General features: G+C 61.9%; 7 protein-coding genes. All 7 read right to left on the bottom strand.

All coding sequences use genetic code 11. The features are described from left to right. Positions 1-5: 5 nt before the first annotated feature. Positions 6-2,549, bottom strand: a complete 2,544-nt coding sequence (locus R2N03_RS04005; RefSeq protein ID WP_316655429.1) for a glycosyl hydrolase family 28-related protein — start codon at positions 2,547-2,549, stop codon at positions 6-8. A gap of 93 nt (positions 2,550-2,642) precedes the next feature. Then, the gene (locus tag R2N03_RS04010) at positions 2,643-8,390 is read right to left on the bottom strand and encodes a hypothetical protein (protein ID WP_316655431.1); all 5,748 of its coding nucleotides are present in this window, start codon (positions 8,388-8,390) and stop codon (positions 2,643-2,645) included. Further along, positions 8,390-10,714: a hypothetical protein gene (locus R2N03_RS04015; protein ID WP_316655433.1), complete on the bottom strand. Its 2,325-nt coding sequence runs from the start codon at positions 10,712-10,714 to the stop codon at positions 8,390-8,392. Before R2N03_RS04015 ends, R2N03_RS04010 begins: the two co-directional genes overlap by 1 nt. Positions 10,715-10,731: 17 nt before the next feature. Next, positions 10,732-11,259 (bottom strand): virion core protein, T7 gp14 family, encoded by a 528-nt coding sequence (locus R2N03_RS04020; protein WP_316655435.1) that lies wholly within the window; start codon positions 11,257-11,259, stop codon positions 10,732-10,734. A gap of 1 nt (position 11,260) precedes the next feature. Beyond that, positions 11,261-11,719, bottom strand: coding sequence for a hypothetical protein (locus R2N03_RS04025; protein ID WP_316655438.1), 459 nt, complete (start codon positions 11,717-11,719; stop codon positions 11,261-11,263). After that, complete coding sequence (locus tag R2N03_RS04030) at positions 11,716-14,535, bottom strand: ubiquitin-activating E1 FCCH domain-containing protein (protein WP_316655440.1); 2,820 nt, start codon at positions 14,533-14,535, stop codon at positions 11,716-11,718. Before R2N03_RS04030 ends, R2N03_RS04025 begins: the two co-directional genes overlap by 4 nt. Next, positions 14,535-15,275 carry a phage connector family protein gene (locus R2N03_RS04035; RefSeq protein ID WP_316655441.1) on the bottom strand — a complete coding sequence of 247 codons (741 nt, stop codon included), beginning with the start codon at positions 15,273-15,275 and terminating at the stop codon, positions 14,535-14,537. The genes R2N03_RS04030 and R2N03_RS04035 overlap by 1 nt, the downstream gene beginning before the upstream one ends.

The raw sequence follows: 15,275 nt of genomic DNA on the forward strand, positions 1-15,275 counted from the left end.
AGCCCTTAGAAGTTGCGGGATGTTTCCATCAGATAGCCAGTCCCGCTCTCTTCGAGAACCAGGATTCCGTTCTGGCCGGCAGATGCGTTCACGTTTCCTTTCAACACGACGTTGCCGGCGTTATTGACTGTCAACGTTCCGGCGCTGCTGTTCCAAAGCTTGACGCGCTGGCCAGAACACATGTTGATGATTGAGCTGACCGTGGCCGCCGCCGTCCAATAGAACTGCGTGTTGATGTCGTACAGTTCAAGATCAAGCGTCCCGGAGAAGCCGGTGAGATTGACGTTCTGAGCTTGCATCCAAGGTTTGGCGAGACATGCCGCGTTATGGTGCTTGTAGAACTTCGAAACGCTGTTTTGGTTGTAGCCGATGATCAGATACGAGCCGCCCGTCTGGCTCGTCAGCAGATAGCCCGCAGTCTTGACTTGTCCGGTGCTGATGTTCTGATACAGGCGGTTGTTTTCTACGATGGATGGACTACCGCCAGGCTGATTGGCGATGCCATACATCAATGTACTCACGCCATCGTCGAACCAAGACACGTCGTTGTTCACGAACGTGGTGCCGGATAGCACGATGGCATTCACATCGGTGTAGACCTGCTCGAAAGAGCATTCAGTTACCGAAGTGGATGATGTGCCAGTGTTGAAGGACAAGAAATTCGCGGAGCGGTTGGCTCCGCTCATGGCGAACCGACACTTGCTGAATCGCACGTTCGCGCATCCTGCGACGCTCACCATCGCCGCAACAGACGTTGGGGCCACGCTGAAATGCGCGGCCACACCCTGAACGCTGTTCGGCCCGAAGATGCACGAATCAAACTGCACATCCGTGCTGGCGTTGTTGATGATGATCGTGGAGTATCGCGTGTAACGATTGAGTACCGTGATCGGACCCGAGACATATTCACTGGTCTCGAAGTGGCAGCCAGCGAAATAGATGTCAGCCCCGGCGTTGACATTCATCATGTACGGCGTGATCTCAAGCCGCAGATGCTCAAAGCGCAGGATGTTGCTGCCGTTGATGATGTTCAGCGATGGATACTGGTTTTCTGAACCGCAGTCGATGATCGCAAGATTCGTGATCGTGCTGTCCTGCAGGTAATCCAGTGTGCAACCCGTACCCGTGAAGCTCTCAATCGTGACATTGCGGATGCAGCCCTCCCAGCCTTGGTTCTGGATGTAGAAGCCATGCTGGGCAGTTCCTGATCCGTAGACGCGGAAGTTCTCGTAATGGCCGCCGCGAGCATACGTGGGCCCGCCGCACTGAATCGCGTAGCCGCTGGTGATGGTCGAGTGAAACGTGACTACCGGCTGGCCTTGCTGATACGCGGGAGTAACTGGCGGACTGAGCGCTTCCCCGATAATCGTCATCGGGCCGGCCACGGAAACCTTCGACGTGAGTTTGTATGTGCCCTTCGGAACCCACATCGCTTTCAGATTCGTGTAGCACCACGTCATGCACGCCTGCGTCGTCGCGGTGTCGTCGGCTGTGTCATCGCCCTTGGCGCCAAACTGCTTGATCGACACCATGCCTATCGTGATGAGAAGCCAGCAGCCAGTTGCTCCTGCATACGTCGATGCCACGATCGTGCCGCCGTTGGCATTCGCCTGCGGCGTAGTCGAGCTGTAGACGTAGTGGCCGCCGCCGCCATCCTGTGCGACGTAGTAACCGGTTGCGAACGCGCGCGTGTAGATTGATGGATTCAGGGAGGCTAGCGCGGCAATCGAATCGACCGTCCGGTTAAGGATGTTGCCCCATGAAAGCTGCCCGTCTCCGACCGAGTTTGCAGCCGGCACGTAGATCGACAGCGTGGTACCGCCGACGATGTAGATCTTGCTGACGCCGACCGGAATTGGCGAAGTGAACGTGATCTGCGTGCCGGTGAGGGTGTACTGGTCGGTGCCTTGATACAGGCCATCGAAATGCACGGCGACGTTGGCGGCAGAACCGTACGCCTGTGAAAGCGTCAGGCTAGTCGTGACGCCTGGCGTGAAGTTCGTACCCGCAACGAAAGGGCCTTCGCTCGTGAGACTGCCGGCCCCGACCGATGCCGTGATCGGGTAGACAGCCACGTTGCCGCTTGCATCGAAGCCCGCCAGTTTGCTGGCGCGGCCAGCGGCGTTCGGGAATGTCAGGCCCGGCGCGACTGCCGCGAAAGGCACGTTCAACGACAGCGCGGAATTCTGCGCAAGCTGCTGAATCTCCATCGTCAGGTAGTCCAGCGCAAGCTCGACCACATTGGGGTAATAGCCCGCCTGGTTGATGAGATCGGTCAGCTGCAGGTAAGGGACGATGCGCTGGATCAGCAGGCTAGTGCCGGCAGGAATGGGCGGTCCAGACAGCGGATAGGTGACGGAGCCACCGACCGACGAGCCGATGCCGGAAACGGAATAGGACGAGGGAGGGAGAAGCGTTACCGTGCCCGTGGTATCCGCATACAGCACTTGCAGAAACGCTGCGCTCGGGACGGCAAAGCTGAAGGAAAAATTCGTTGTCGCGCCATTCCCTTGGGCAACAACGGAATTCGAAGTGGTGGAAATCGTCAAGGCAGCCCCCTATCGGGTTGGGTTGCCTTGCGGTTGCGCGGGTGGCTGTGTAAAGGTGTAGCCGGCTAGCGCAAGTACTGGTTTATGAAAATGTCAGTCGGTATTCTGCCCCATCGCATAGCCTCGGAACGCATCCGAGATTGTGCGCGGGTGTGCTTTCCCTTGCTTCACGTCTGCTGCGTACTGCAGTGTCGTGCCAATTTGGCCGAGCCCGGGGATAGCGAGGCCCAGCGCATTGCCAAGATCCTTGATCGGCGCCTTTACCTCGTCGCCCTTGGCCGCCTTGTACAGGTCGGAAATGGGCTTGCCAATCGCGCCCAGCACGCTCATGTACGACGGCACGCCGGCCGAGCTGTGGCCCTCCAGCGCCGACCAAGCCTCGCGCAGCATCGGCACCATCGCGGCGTATTCGCCAGTGATCGAGCCGGCCACCCAATGCGCCCAGCCTTCCTCCTTGTCTGGCTTGTGAACCATGCCGGTCCAGAGCGCCGGCACAATCATGGCCATCATGTAGCGCGCAAGTACCTCGGGCTTGCTGAAGCCAGCCGTGCGGAACTTGTCGACCATATCCATGTGCTGGCCGAGCGAGTTGTTCATGAAACCGTAGAGCGTCGTGAACATCTTCACGGCCTCGTTCTTGTCCTGCAGGATCATGGAGCGCGCCGACTCAATGTTGCTGCTGTGAGCCTCGCGCACGATCTGGCTGGCGTAACGCACGGCGTCTTCCTCGCTCATGGGCTTGCCGGTGCCGCCGCGGTTCTTGGGGATGCCCTCGGTGATCGCTCGATCATAGGCGGCCCAGGCGGTTGGAACGGCCGTCATCATGTCCGAATAGGCCACCGCGGCGTGGCCGAAGCGCTCGGCCTTCGCGTGCAGACTCTCCGGCTGGAACAGGGACGATGACGTTTGGCGGAAATCGCGGTCCTGTTGCATCAGGCGCGCACGAATCTCGGGGAACTTCTCAATGGCACCCTGGATCTGGCCGCTGTTGTCGGTCGCCATCTTGGCCACGCGCGCCGCAAAGTACTTCTCGCCGCCGCCGCTGAAATAGCCAAGCGACTTCAGGCCGGCAGCGCCGCCGTGCTTGAGCACCGTGGATACGCGCAGAGCGATGCCATTAGCAACCACCATACGCCGTGTGGCGTTCATGATCTGTCCCAGACGGCTCATCTGCGCGTCAGAGTTCTGGCCGTTGGCCAAGTCGCCCACCCACTGCTGCAGCGATTTGTACTGCTCGGGACCGTAGGACAGCAGGAACTGGCGTCGGAAGTCCTGGTTGCTCAGGATCTTGTGCACATCCAGCAACGCCTCGCGGTAAGCCAGGTCGTGGATGGTGTCGTGCAGTCGCTTCTCCAGCGAGTGGAAATCCAGGTCGAGGCGATCGATGTATCCCGTGCGCGCGTTCAGGGAGCCGTTGGTGGTGGTATCGGCGCGGAAATAGCTCTTGCCAAACAGGCCCTCGCTCGGGTTGATCGCCGACGCATCTGCCTTGCGCACCGCCAGCTTGGAGCGCAGGGGGTCGTAGTCGATTGGTGCGTATCCGCCGCGCAGATCAATGCCGTCTGCCGTCTTAAACGCGCGCGGCTCGATGTGATCCGGAGACACATTGCCAAGCCGCTTGTTCATCTCGACCATTTCCGGCCAGTGCTTCTCGAACGCATCCCAAGTGGCCTGCGTCGCCTGCCAATCCTTGGCCGTCATGTGCTCGTTCAGGAACGCCCACACGTCCCCCGGCGCCCAACCCATGCCCCGCGTCAGCTTGTCGAAGTTCGATTCGTTGCCGACGTGGCGCGCAATGCCCAGCATGTCACCGCGCGTAAGGCGCCGGTAGACCGGCTCGCCGCGCTCCTGCGTCAGGTCGGCGTCGATCAGGCGCGTATTGGGAACCACGTCCAGTAGGCTTTTCTGCCAGTCCACGCCGAGCTTTTCCGCCGATGCACGGAACTCCATCGACAGGCTTTTCAGCATGTCAACCTTGCGGTAGTTCGCCCCGAACACGCGCTCGAAGATCGCCTTGGTGAACGGACCCATCACCTCGTGCATGTCGAACTGGTTCGCCTTGAACTGCTGGCCCTTGAACTCCGCAGCGCTCGCGCGCAGGAAGGATGCCACCCGATCCAGCGTCACCTTGAAAATGGAGTCGACCCCGGCGCGTGGGCGGTCGACCAGTTCCTGTGTAGTGAACTTCTCGCCGCGGGCCTTCATCTTGTCGACCAGACCAGATACAACCTCGGCCAGGTCCGCCTTCTTGCCGTCGATCATGACGGATTTCCGCTCCTTGGCGATTTGCTCAAGGCTGCGGATGGTGTCATTGAAGCCGCGCAACTGCTCGACCGTCATGTCCTTGTAGTGCATGCGCACTGTCGGATTGAGCATGTCGGGGTGTTGCACCGGCGCGTAGCCGAAGGCCTTTTGCGTGTCCACCCATGTCTGCAGTGCTACCTGATCCTTGGTGGCGCCAGCCGGCGGCGCCTGCCGGAAGTCAAAGCGCTCACGCAGCGCGTCGATCTGCTCAAGCACATCCGGGTCCATCTTGGCGCGAATGCTGTCGCGGTCGTAGCGCTTCTGGCTGTCGACGATCTTCTTGATTTGCGTCTCGGCGTCGCGCGCGGCCTTGGCAAGCCGGTTGGACAGCAGCGCCTGACGCTGGGCTTCCAGCGCTGCGGCCGGGTCTTTCGGCGCCTGGGCTATCGCTTCCTTGTTGGCCTTGGCCTCGGCAACCTCATATTGGCGAGGCTTCACGTCGCGCACGCGCTTGGCTGCAATGGCCGCCTCTGCCGCCTCGGTAGCGGCGCGCGCCAGCTCGCGGGCTGGAATGGGCGACTTGGCCAGGATTTTCAGGCCGGTGGCCATGAAGCGAGCCCGCGCCTCATTGTGCACGGCCTCGTTGGCCGCGGCCTCAATAGCATCCGGATCGACCAGTTCGCCATGTCGTTGCAGCATACGTTCGTCGGTCAGGCGTGCGATGCGGTCTGCCGGCTTTTCACCCTCAGTTAGGCTGCGCACCAACTCGTCGCCGCTTCCGATACCGAACATCTCAGCCACCATATCTGGGTGCATGCCGTTCTTGCTGGTCATGCCGCGTAGGGCGTCCAGGTCCGGCCGGTTCAGCATGCTCTCCGGATACATAGCCTTCACGTCATCGGCGTTCAGTTTGGCGTCACCGGAACCCAGCGGGCGCAGGTCAGGGCCTTCCTGGCCGTTCTCGTCCAGCATCTTGCCGGACTTCAAGAACTCGCGCGCGCGTTCGGTAGGCTCGGCCTTGACTTCCTTGGTGACCTCCTCGCGGATCACCTTGCGCTCGGTGGCCGCTTGGCGTTGCAGCGCCTTGACCGCCTTGGACTTCGCGTTGCTCGCCCACTTCATATCTCGCAGGCTGCGCGTCTGCATGTCGCCGACGGCATCGGCCGTGGCCTGCTGGCCGAGCGCGGCATAGTCGGACAATTGCTTTTCCGTGGCGCCTGACTTGGACAGGTCCAGCGGGAAATAGCCGCGCTGCTGCTCGGTCTGGCGGATGGCCTCGTCGCTAGCCAGCAGGCGGTCGAACACGCCGCGCACCTCCGGCGTCAGTTCGGCGTTCAGCCCAGAGATGCTGCGGTAGACGTTCACCAGCCAGGACCGGAAGCGCGAGAACAGCGACTGCATGGTGGCATTCGGCGCCTTGCCCTCCATCAGATACGCCTCGAAGCCGCGCGCGAACTTCTCGTGCATGTCGCGCTGCTGATCAAGTGTGCGCGCCTGCCAGTCGGCCAGATCCTTGCCGCCCATCCACTTGATGGCAGTCTCCATGTCCGCGCGGATCTGCGCAGGCGCATCCGGCCGGGCCGCCAGGTCGCCCAGCGTCGACAGGAAAAAATGGCCAGACTCGTGCAGGAACGTACTCAAATCTGCGTGCTGCAGCAACGCCACGGTGCGCGTGTCTGGGTTGAAAGCGCCGCGCTCGCCGCCTTTCTCCAGGCCACCGCCCACGTCTTCTCCGACGATGCGCAGCGGTGCCTTTTCGTACAGTTCGGCCGGCGATACCCCGAGGCGCTCGGCCATGGTCCGGTAGAACTCCGTCACCGGCGCGATGCTGGCGCGCGACACGTCATCCGGGAAGTGCCCGGTCGACTGCATCTGCTGAAACAGCTTGTCACCGATGGCTTTGACCTCGGCGTCGCCAGCCGTCTCCTGCTGGTGCTGATCGGCGATCGCCTGCGCGCGCGCGGCCATGTCTTCCTTGGCGCCCTGGAAGAACTGCTGCCCCTCGGCATACGTCATGCCGCCTTCCTCGACCTTGAGATTCGGCAGGATGGCCTTGTCGATCGGCGTCCCGGCAATGTGCGTAGCATAGTCCTCGATCGGGATTTGCACGTCGCCACCGGCGCGCTGTGCCTCGGCCATACGGTCAGGCAGGCCGGGGATGTTGTTCGGGTCGACCGCAGACTGGCGCAGCGCGTCTGCCAGGACATTGCCATCCACATACACATCCGTCAGCTGGCCGTCCTCGCTGGCGTGCTTCACGTATTCACGGAAGGCATCGGGATCGTGCTCGCGCAGCGCAGAGGACGTCGACAACTCACTCAACTTGGCGATCGCATCGCCGCCGCGCTCGGCGGCCTCGGCGCGCACGCTGTCGGCGGCCGCCTGCCGCACGCCGTCGTGCAACGCACGCGGCCCCATCACGCCGGATAGGAGCGAGCCTGTCAACCCGGACAAGATGAGCTGTTCCGGGTCGAAGCCCTGCTGTTGCGGCATCACCAGATTCATGGCCTGGCGCGAGACTTCCCCGGAGACGGCGCCGGATACAGCGCCTGTCACCAAGCGCGTGGCCAAGCCGCCAGGCGCGCCAAGCGGAACGACGCCGCCCAGCGTGGTCGTGCCGTAGGCCATCTGCGCCGCGCGCACGGCTTGCCCGATGTCGCCGGTCTGATCGTAGACGTCTTTCCCAGTATTGACGGCTGCTGTCAGGGACGGGAATGCCATCGCGCGCGCGCCGTGCGCAACCGTCTCGCCGATGGCTTGGGCCGCTGTTTTTGCTGCGTTGGCAGCGGCCGGCGCCTCGCCACCGCCGCCAGTCAGCGTGATTTGCGCGAGCGTGCCAAGTAGGTTGCCGACCGTATCGGCCGCCTTTACGCCGAAACTGGCATCCTGCGGCGTGGCCAGCGCGGATTGCGCCTCGATGCGCGGCTGCACGAAATTCCGGTTCCACCAGTCCTCCAGCGGATGGGTGGTATTGGACTGGCCGGTAATCAGACTCGAGAGCGTGCGCGATTGCGCGCCCGGGATCATGTTTTCCGGGTTGGCGCCGCTCGGGTTGAAAAGGTATCGCGCGGCCGCTGGGATCGCCCGGTTCACGGCAAGCGCAGCCGAGTTCATCGATGCGCCCAAGCCGCGCAGAAGACCCAGGCCGCCGGCCTCGGCGCCGCTCACCAGCTTGCCGATCGTCGACATGTTGGCGAAATCGTCCTGAGCCACGCGCGCGCTATCCGGGTTGCCGGCCACCCATTGCGCAAACTTCGGATCGTCTGCCAGCACTTGGGCATTTTCTTGCGCCTTGGCCTGCGCTTCGTAGCGCGGCAGATCGGCTTCGACAGCAGCCTGCGGCATGCCGATCTTGCGGCCTACGCGCGCGGCTTGGCCAGCGGCGGCAGAACTGGCTCCGCTGTTCGACACAGCTACCGCCTGCGCGCGTTGCGTGGTGTCTTTCAGGTACTGATCTTTCTTGTCCTGCAAGAATGATTCGAACGGATCGGCAGGGGGCTTATCCGGCGTGATCGTCGGTGCGGACGGCACATCCGCCTGCGGGCCGGCGGCCGGTTGGGCGTTCTGCTGCAGGAAGGATTCGAAATCGTCAGCCATCACTTGCCCTTGCGCTGGGACAGCTTGAATGCGGTGTACCACTTGCCCAACTCTTGGTCGGTCGGCGCGCGGCCCATCACCTTCTGGAAGGTAGCCGACAACTGCGGCTTCTGGTCATCCGGAATGGTCGCCGTGAACTTGGACACGTCCGGCGATTCGAAAGCCGGCATCTTGCTGTTGAAGGCGTACCAGTGACCTGAATCCTGCGTGCCTTCGGCCAGCAACGAACTGGCGATCTTGCGTGTGGTCGAGGTGTCCGGGTATTTCTGGTTGGCGTCGTGGTAGGCGTCCAGCGCTTCCTGGAACTTGCCGTAGAAAGCTTCTGTCCGTTTCAGGTTCGTCTCGTCGGTCTTCTTTACCACCGAGCCCAAGCCCATCGGTCGCAGCATGTCGTCGACGTTGGACTTGGCCCGGCTCCAGTTCAGATCCTTGTTCTGCTGGCTCACATCCCGTTTCGCGGCACTGGTCTGCTGGCCGATCAACTGCATCAGCTGCGGCTCGGGGATTTTCCCGAAGTACTGCGACAGGTCTGTTTTCATGAACGTCTCGGGATCGTTCGCTGCCTGCCCGCGCAACTGGTAGTACGTGTTGAGCGACTCCTGCGTCATCTTGAGCGAGCTCGGGTTCGTAAGGCGCTCAGTCACCGCTGCCTGGCCGGCGGGCGACAATTGGCTGTACTGGGCGTACGCCACCGGGTTCGATACCAGGTCAGCAAACGAGGTGATCGGCTTGGCGCCTGACAAAGGGTCACCTGCAATTGCCTTGGCAAGTTCGCCGCTGGCGGCTTGTTGGCGCGAGTGCTGCGCTGCGATGGCAGCATTGGTGTTGCCGGCCACCGTTGCCGCTGCCACATCCCCGGCGCGTTTGGCAGCCATGGGATTGCCGGTCAACTGCATCACATGGTCTTGCGCCGCCTTGCGCGCAGCCTCTGCCGTCGCTTCCTGGTTGGCGCGCATCACGTTCGGGTCTTGCGCCAAACCTACAGGTTGCGGGGCAATTGCCGCGGCGTTCGGAACGCCGGACGCATTACCCACCGGCAGCGTGCCGCTGACCGCGCCAGCCGCTGCGCCCACCTGGGGCTGCTGAGATTGCTGCACGGCGGCGCGCCACCCTGGCGACTCTACGTCGTACATGGCGTTGAGCACCTTGGTACGCACCTTCGGGTCGGTAAGGTCGATCTTGGCATCTGGAGCCACGCCGACGGCCTTCGCCACAGTCGCGGCATATTCCTGCGGCTTGTTGTTGTCCGATGCCGGCGCCCAGCGGTTGATGACGTCCTGGATTGTGCTGATGCCGTGCTTGGTGTTGTAGGCCAGCAGGTTCTGGTCGGCAGCCTGCATGCCCTCCTGCGGCGTGGCGAACTGGCGGAACTGGCCGGTCTTCGCATCACGCAGGTTTCCGAAGTTGTTGTTGCGCACGCCAAGCGAGGCGCCGGCAGGGGCCGCGGTTGCCTGCGGGCTGGTTGCCTGGTTGCCATACTGCACACCGATCTGATCCGCTGCATGACTCGACAGTTCTGCCGTGATGGCCGGAAGGTCGCGGCCAAGGATCTGGCCGCGGACATCCGTATGCCGCTGGTTGCCTGCGCTGTCGGTCCAGTTCTCGCCATCCTTCAGCAGGGAAAGCGCGGTCTGAGCATCTCCTGCCGCAGCGATACCCTTCAGGCGGTCGATCCACGATGCGCTGATGTCCTTCTGCACCTGCGCGGTGACGTACTCGACTGGCTGGCCAGTGTATTGGCCGTGCGTTGTCCGCTCCGCCACGATCGAAGCCAGCGCGCCGTTGAAAGCGTTCGGGTTGTTCCAGTTCTGCGCCGCCGTTTGCTGGTAGGTGGACACCATGCCGGCCGAGGTCTGATCCTCGTATACGCGCTGCTGCTGCGAAGCGTGACGCGCCGCTCCGTCTGCGCTGAACGCGATCGTGCGACGCGCGATGTTGTCGAACATGCGCTGTTGCGCTGGATTGGCGAGATTGGCGCGTTGCTGCGAGCGGATGTCTTCAAGCTGCTGCTGATAGGCAGGAAGCGCATCGACGGCAGCCTTTCCCTGCAGACTCATGAACTTCTGGGTGGCGTCGGTGATCGCGGGGAAGGTCGACTTGTAGTATTGGTCGTTGACATCCGTTTCGTTCTTGATTTCCTGCTGCTGCTGAACAATGTCAAACGCATCGTTCCCGGCTTTGCCAAGCGCTTGGCCGACTTGGCCTTCGGCCTCGGCAATTTTCCCGCCGAACGCGTCCGGCGTGATGCCACCGATTTGTTGCGGCGCAAGTGCGCCGGAGCTGAAGACGCTCTGCGTAGTTTCAAGTTTCGGCAGGAGTGGCATGTTTTTCTTTCCTTACGTCACAAAGCACCGCTGTTTTGCATGCCGTAATACTGCCGTGCGAATGTGCCCGCGCCGCTCAACATTGACGAGAAGCCGCTGAGATAGCTGGCTGTTGCAGCCTCGTTGCCTCGCATCATGTCCAACTGAGATTCCGCGCCAAAATTTGCCCCGCTGTTTCGGTAGTTCCATGCGGCACGTGCGGCATTGCTCGTGATCGTGGCCTGATTCATCTGGTCGATCTGCGCCATGCCTTCCTGGTTGCGCAGTGCGCTTCCGGAATTCAGATCAAGGCCACTGGCGCCCATGACCGCGCGAATCATCCCTTGGTGCTGCGCGGCCTGCTCCTGCGCGGCCTGCACCTGCTGGTTACCTTTTTCGATCTCGGCATTGGCATTCATGCCGGCAATGGTGGCGTTGTTTTGCGCGACTTGCGCTTGATAAGCTGATGCGGCCTTCTGAGCGTTTGCGCTGGACACAGCACTGTACGTACTGGCTGCTGCTGCAACAGCTGTGATGACCATCGGGACTACTGCTGCGACACCCATGTCAGCCTCCTATTTCAAATGTTCGGAACAATGCATTGCCAACGCCCCACGGCTCAGGCTCGCCTAGCTTCGCGCCCAGCCACTGCAGCCAGCGCACCGATGCCATATACCTGGCGTCGACACGGCCAACCATGCGTGGATGATGTGCCAGCAGTTCCGGCAACAGCGTCTTGCACGCACGCGCAAACTGCCGGCTGTGCTGCTCGACAAGTTCCGTCGTCAGGAACCATGGATAGCTCACCTCTGATAGCGCCGCGGGCGTGACGATCCCGAACATGCACGCGACCTCGCCGTCGATTACCCAAGACCACGCAACCGATGAGCGCTTGACCTCAAAGAGAAGCGCATCCAGCGGAGACATGCCGTAAGAATCGGCGACCTCCTGCACTTCGGCAGCGCGCATCCTGGGCGCCATCTGTCTGGCGTGAGATGACATGGCGGGAACGATTTCACCGATCATCGCGTGTCTCCAACCACCACTTCCGGAATCAGCGCCAGAATGGTGGACGGCAGCGGGTAGTCTTGCTGGATGCAGATTTGGCCCGGCACGTTGTAGCTGGCCGGCAGCACGATGCGCTGATCCCCCGTGAACAGCTTGATCGGCTGCCCCATCGGCTCGGTGGTGCGCTCCTTGATCTCGACCAAGTTGTCGAATGTCGGGCCCGCCTTGAGGCCGCGCGTGTCCTGCATCCGAACTGTCACCGCCGGCACTGTCTTGCGCTTGCTCTGGATCGTGCCGTCTGCCCCTTGAATGTCCAGGTACAGGCTCTGCAGTTGACAGGTGAACGGCAGGCCGGCCGTGATGGCACTGTAGGGGCGGTCTAAGGTGATTGATCCATCCACCACGACCTGTGGCGGCGCGACGTTGCCATCAGCCAGGATCGATACCGTCTGGCCGTTCAAGTGGTCCAGACCTCGGATGGTCGACACCGGCGTGGTGATCGACCACGATCCGGCGACGGCGGGCCACGTATTCGTGAGCGGCGTCGTGACGTTCACCAGGATCTGTTGTGAGTTTTGCACCTGCAGCACGGTTCCCATGCCGCCATTGATGCGCACCACGTCACCGACATTGGCAGAACCAAACACGCCAGCGCTCGCAGTCATCGGCACAGGGCTTGCGAGAATTGCCTGAACCGCGGCGCCTGATCCGGTGCCGGCCGGGTCGATGATGGTCAGCGTCGGATTGGTGTAGTTGGAGCCTTGCTGCACCACCGTCACGGACTGGATAACGCCACCCGAGATTACAGGCGTCAGGACGGCGCCGACGCCGGTTTCGTCGGTCACCGTAATCACGGTCCCCGAGCTGTAGTTCTGGCCCCCTGCGATGGTGTGCACGCCATAGACCACCGGCACCGTGCTGACCTCGGTAGGCGTGAGCGTCGCGGCAGGCTTTGTAAGCGGATACTGCAAACCAGCGTCCACGCACCACGCCAGGCTGGCATCTGCCGGCAGCCCGATAGTCGGATCTGCCTTCATCTGACGGCTGGCGAAGCGCTCGATGTACTGCAGGTACTGTCCATTGATGAGCCGCTCGACGATCACATAGACCGCATTTTCTTGCCCCTCGCTGATCGTGCAGATGCTCTTGAACAGGCCGGCTGTATCGTGATGCGACCAGGCGTAGACGTCTTGTTCCTTGAGGTACGTCAGGGACAACAGGATGCCGTCCTCACGCACCGACCAGATCAGCTTGAACGGTTCCTCGGCGTAGCACCATTCCATGATCTGGTGACCGTAGAACAGGTGGTTCGCCAGCAGGGAAATGTCCTTACCGGTGAAGACGTTCACGTAGAAGTTGTACGACAGGTCGCGCACGATAGAGCCCTTTGACTGCACGTACAGGATGTCATAGTTGATGATGAGCGGCGGCACGTCGCTGCAACCGTTGTAAGCCTGTGGCGTGGCCTGGATCTGCGTGGGCGTAATCGCTGCGCCGCTGCCGGCATCGATCTTCCAGGCGCCGTTCGATGTGAGCGCGATCAGGCTCTGCATCGGCACCAGGTGTTTGATGGCGTTGACCTGCTGGCTGGCGATCGTGATCTCGATGTTGTCGTTGTCCTTCGACGGGATCGAGTAATCCATGTTGAAGAAATCGCCCGACTTCGAGAAGTCGATCTGCTCCGGCGCGTTGGCCATGCCGCCGAATACCTGGCGCTGCTGGTAGTACGTCACGCACCCGGGGTTCCCGGCAGTGGTGAACGGGTTGTACGCCTGCGGCGGGCAGCGTGTGAAATCCGGCAGGATGTTGTCGTCGATGAACGAGTTCGTCCCGGCGGGCGTCGTCGAGCCGATGTAACCTAGCAGCGCGCCCTGCGGCACATTGGAGCCCAGGTTCTCCTGCGTGCGGTAGATGTTGTAAAGCGTGGCGCCAGTGACCGCATTCCACATGATGCTGTTTTGCGCGCCGACGTTCTGGCCCAGCGCGATGCTGGTGGTGTTGGCGATGGCCGACGGCAGGCTTTCGACGCCGCGCACGATGGCCGTGACCACGTAGCCATACTGCGTGTTTGGATACGCCGTACCGGTGCCGCGGTTCTGGAATGTCGCCACCACACCAGTCGGCGCGGCAGTCGTCGGCGCAAAGTTGATGGCTGCCAGCGTCCAGTTGGCATTGCCTTGGCGCTTCAGCGTGTATGGCGGGTAGCTCGGGTGCACCAACGTCATGGTGTCAGCCGACTGCGTGTACTTCAGCAGCCCGAGGTCCGCTCCTGCGTACGGCGTCGACAGCGTGTACACGCGCGCCGCAGTGCCGCCTGAGATGTAGGCGCCGTAGTTGCTGGTGTTCAGCGGAACACCGTACATATCGTTCAGCGAGTACGAATTCGCGCCGGCCCCAGTCACAACCGCATAGCGCTGGTTCAACTGCGTCATGCCGGAAATTCCGGACAGAAACACCAGGTCGCCGTTGCTATACCCGTGGCCTGGCGACGTTATCAGGACGGGATTGGTCTTTGAGATGCCGGTGATCGCGATCGTCGGCTCCAGCACATACCCGCCGTTCGTGACGAAGCGCAGCGACTGGTTGCCGAATACCAGTGCATACGTCTGCTGCGTGTTGAACTGGAACGGGATGAGTCGGTTGGGCGTGGAGCTGTCTTTGACCTGGCCCACGAACTGCGTGCCGGTGCGCGAAGATGCGCCGCCGCGGTAGTCGACAAAATAGTTGCGCAAGCGCGCGGCACCCACATGATACTTCGCCAGATCGACGCGGCCATACATCGATGGCGCCAGTTCGCCGGCACCGAAGGATGGGAGGATGACGGGCTGCGCCATCAGGACACCATCGTCAGGGACTGCGGGCCGTAGGAGTACAGGCCACCATCAGGCCACGCCCAATCGGAGTAGTAGCCGCGCACGCGCATCCAGTCCGGCGTGATGTCGATCTTGGTCAGCCCCTCGTTGCCGTTCTGGGCTTGCGCCTTGAGCGTGTGCTGCACCGCCATGTCGAAGGCCATCTTCATCATGGCCTTGTCGCCGGTCAACGCGATGCACACGCGCGAGCCGAGATAGGAGGCAAGCGCCTGCACGAACAGCTCATCCCACATCGCCGTGTTGGTGTTGCGGAATGTATAGACGCCAACCGCCTGCGGCTGATTCGTCAGAATCACATTGATGGGATTGCCGTTCAGGTCAACGTCCGTCCCGATGACGAACTTCACGGGCGGCCCGTATGCGGCCACGGGCGACGCCGATCCAACCACGCTTACAGGCTGCACCTGAATAAGCGGCATCAGGTAGCGCATGAGCAGACAATCGCTCGGGTAGGCGTACTCGTACAGCCACGGCGTCGGAACGGTGCCGCCATTGGTGCCGTCCTGCAGCAAGGTCAACGCAACCTGTTTGCGCGCAAAGTTCCAATGCGCCGCGCGCAGCACAGACGCCACGGCGTTGTCCCAGTGCCGATTGATGGCATTCGCCTCGGCGCTGCCCTCGTTCATGGCGGCAATGGTTGAGCGCGTGCCGATCGCGTCGAGCGCCATGTTTGCGATTGCGACTTGGGACGACGTCGACAT

The sequence above is a fragment of the Ralstonia condita genome, from assembly GCF_958405655.1.
Classification (GTDB): domain Bacteria; phylum Pseudomonadota; class Gammaproteobacteria; order Burkholderiales; family Burkholderiaceae; genus Ralstonia; species Ralstonia condita.

Bases quoted from the DNA above. Each gene is read 5' to 3' on its own strand.
- R2N03_RS04015 (WP_316655433.1), bottom strand. From the start codon at position 10,714: ATGCCACTCCTGCCGAAACTTGAAACTACGCAGAGCGTCTTCAGCTCC.
- R2N03_RS04025 (WP_316655438.1), bottom strand. From the start codon at position 11,719: ATGATCGGTGAAATCGTTCCCGCCATGTCATCTCACGCCAGACAGATG.
- R2N03_RS04010 (WP_316655431.1), bottom strand. From the start codon at position 8,390: ATGGCTGACGATTTCGAATCCTTCCTGCAGCAGAACGCCCAACCGGCC.
- R2N03_RS04035 (WP_316655441.1), bottom strand. From the start codon at position 15,275: ATGTCGACGTCGTCCCAAGTCGCAATCGCAAACATGGCGCTCGACGCG.
- R2N03_RS04030 (WP_316655440.1), bottom strand. From the start codon at position 14,535: ATGGCGCAGCCCGTCATCCTCCCATCCTTCGGTGCCGGCGAACTGGCG.
- R2N03_RS04020 (WP_316655435.1), bottom strand. From the start codon at position 11,259: ATGGGTGTCGCAGCAGTAGTCCCGATGGTCATCACAGCTGTTGCAGCA.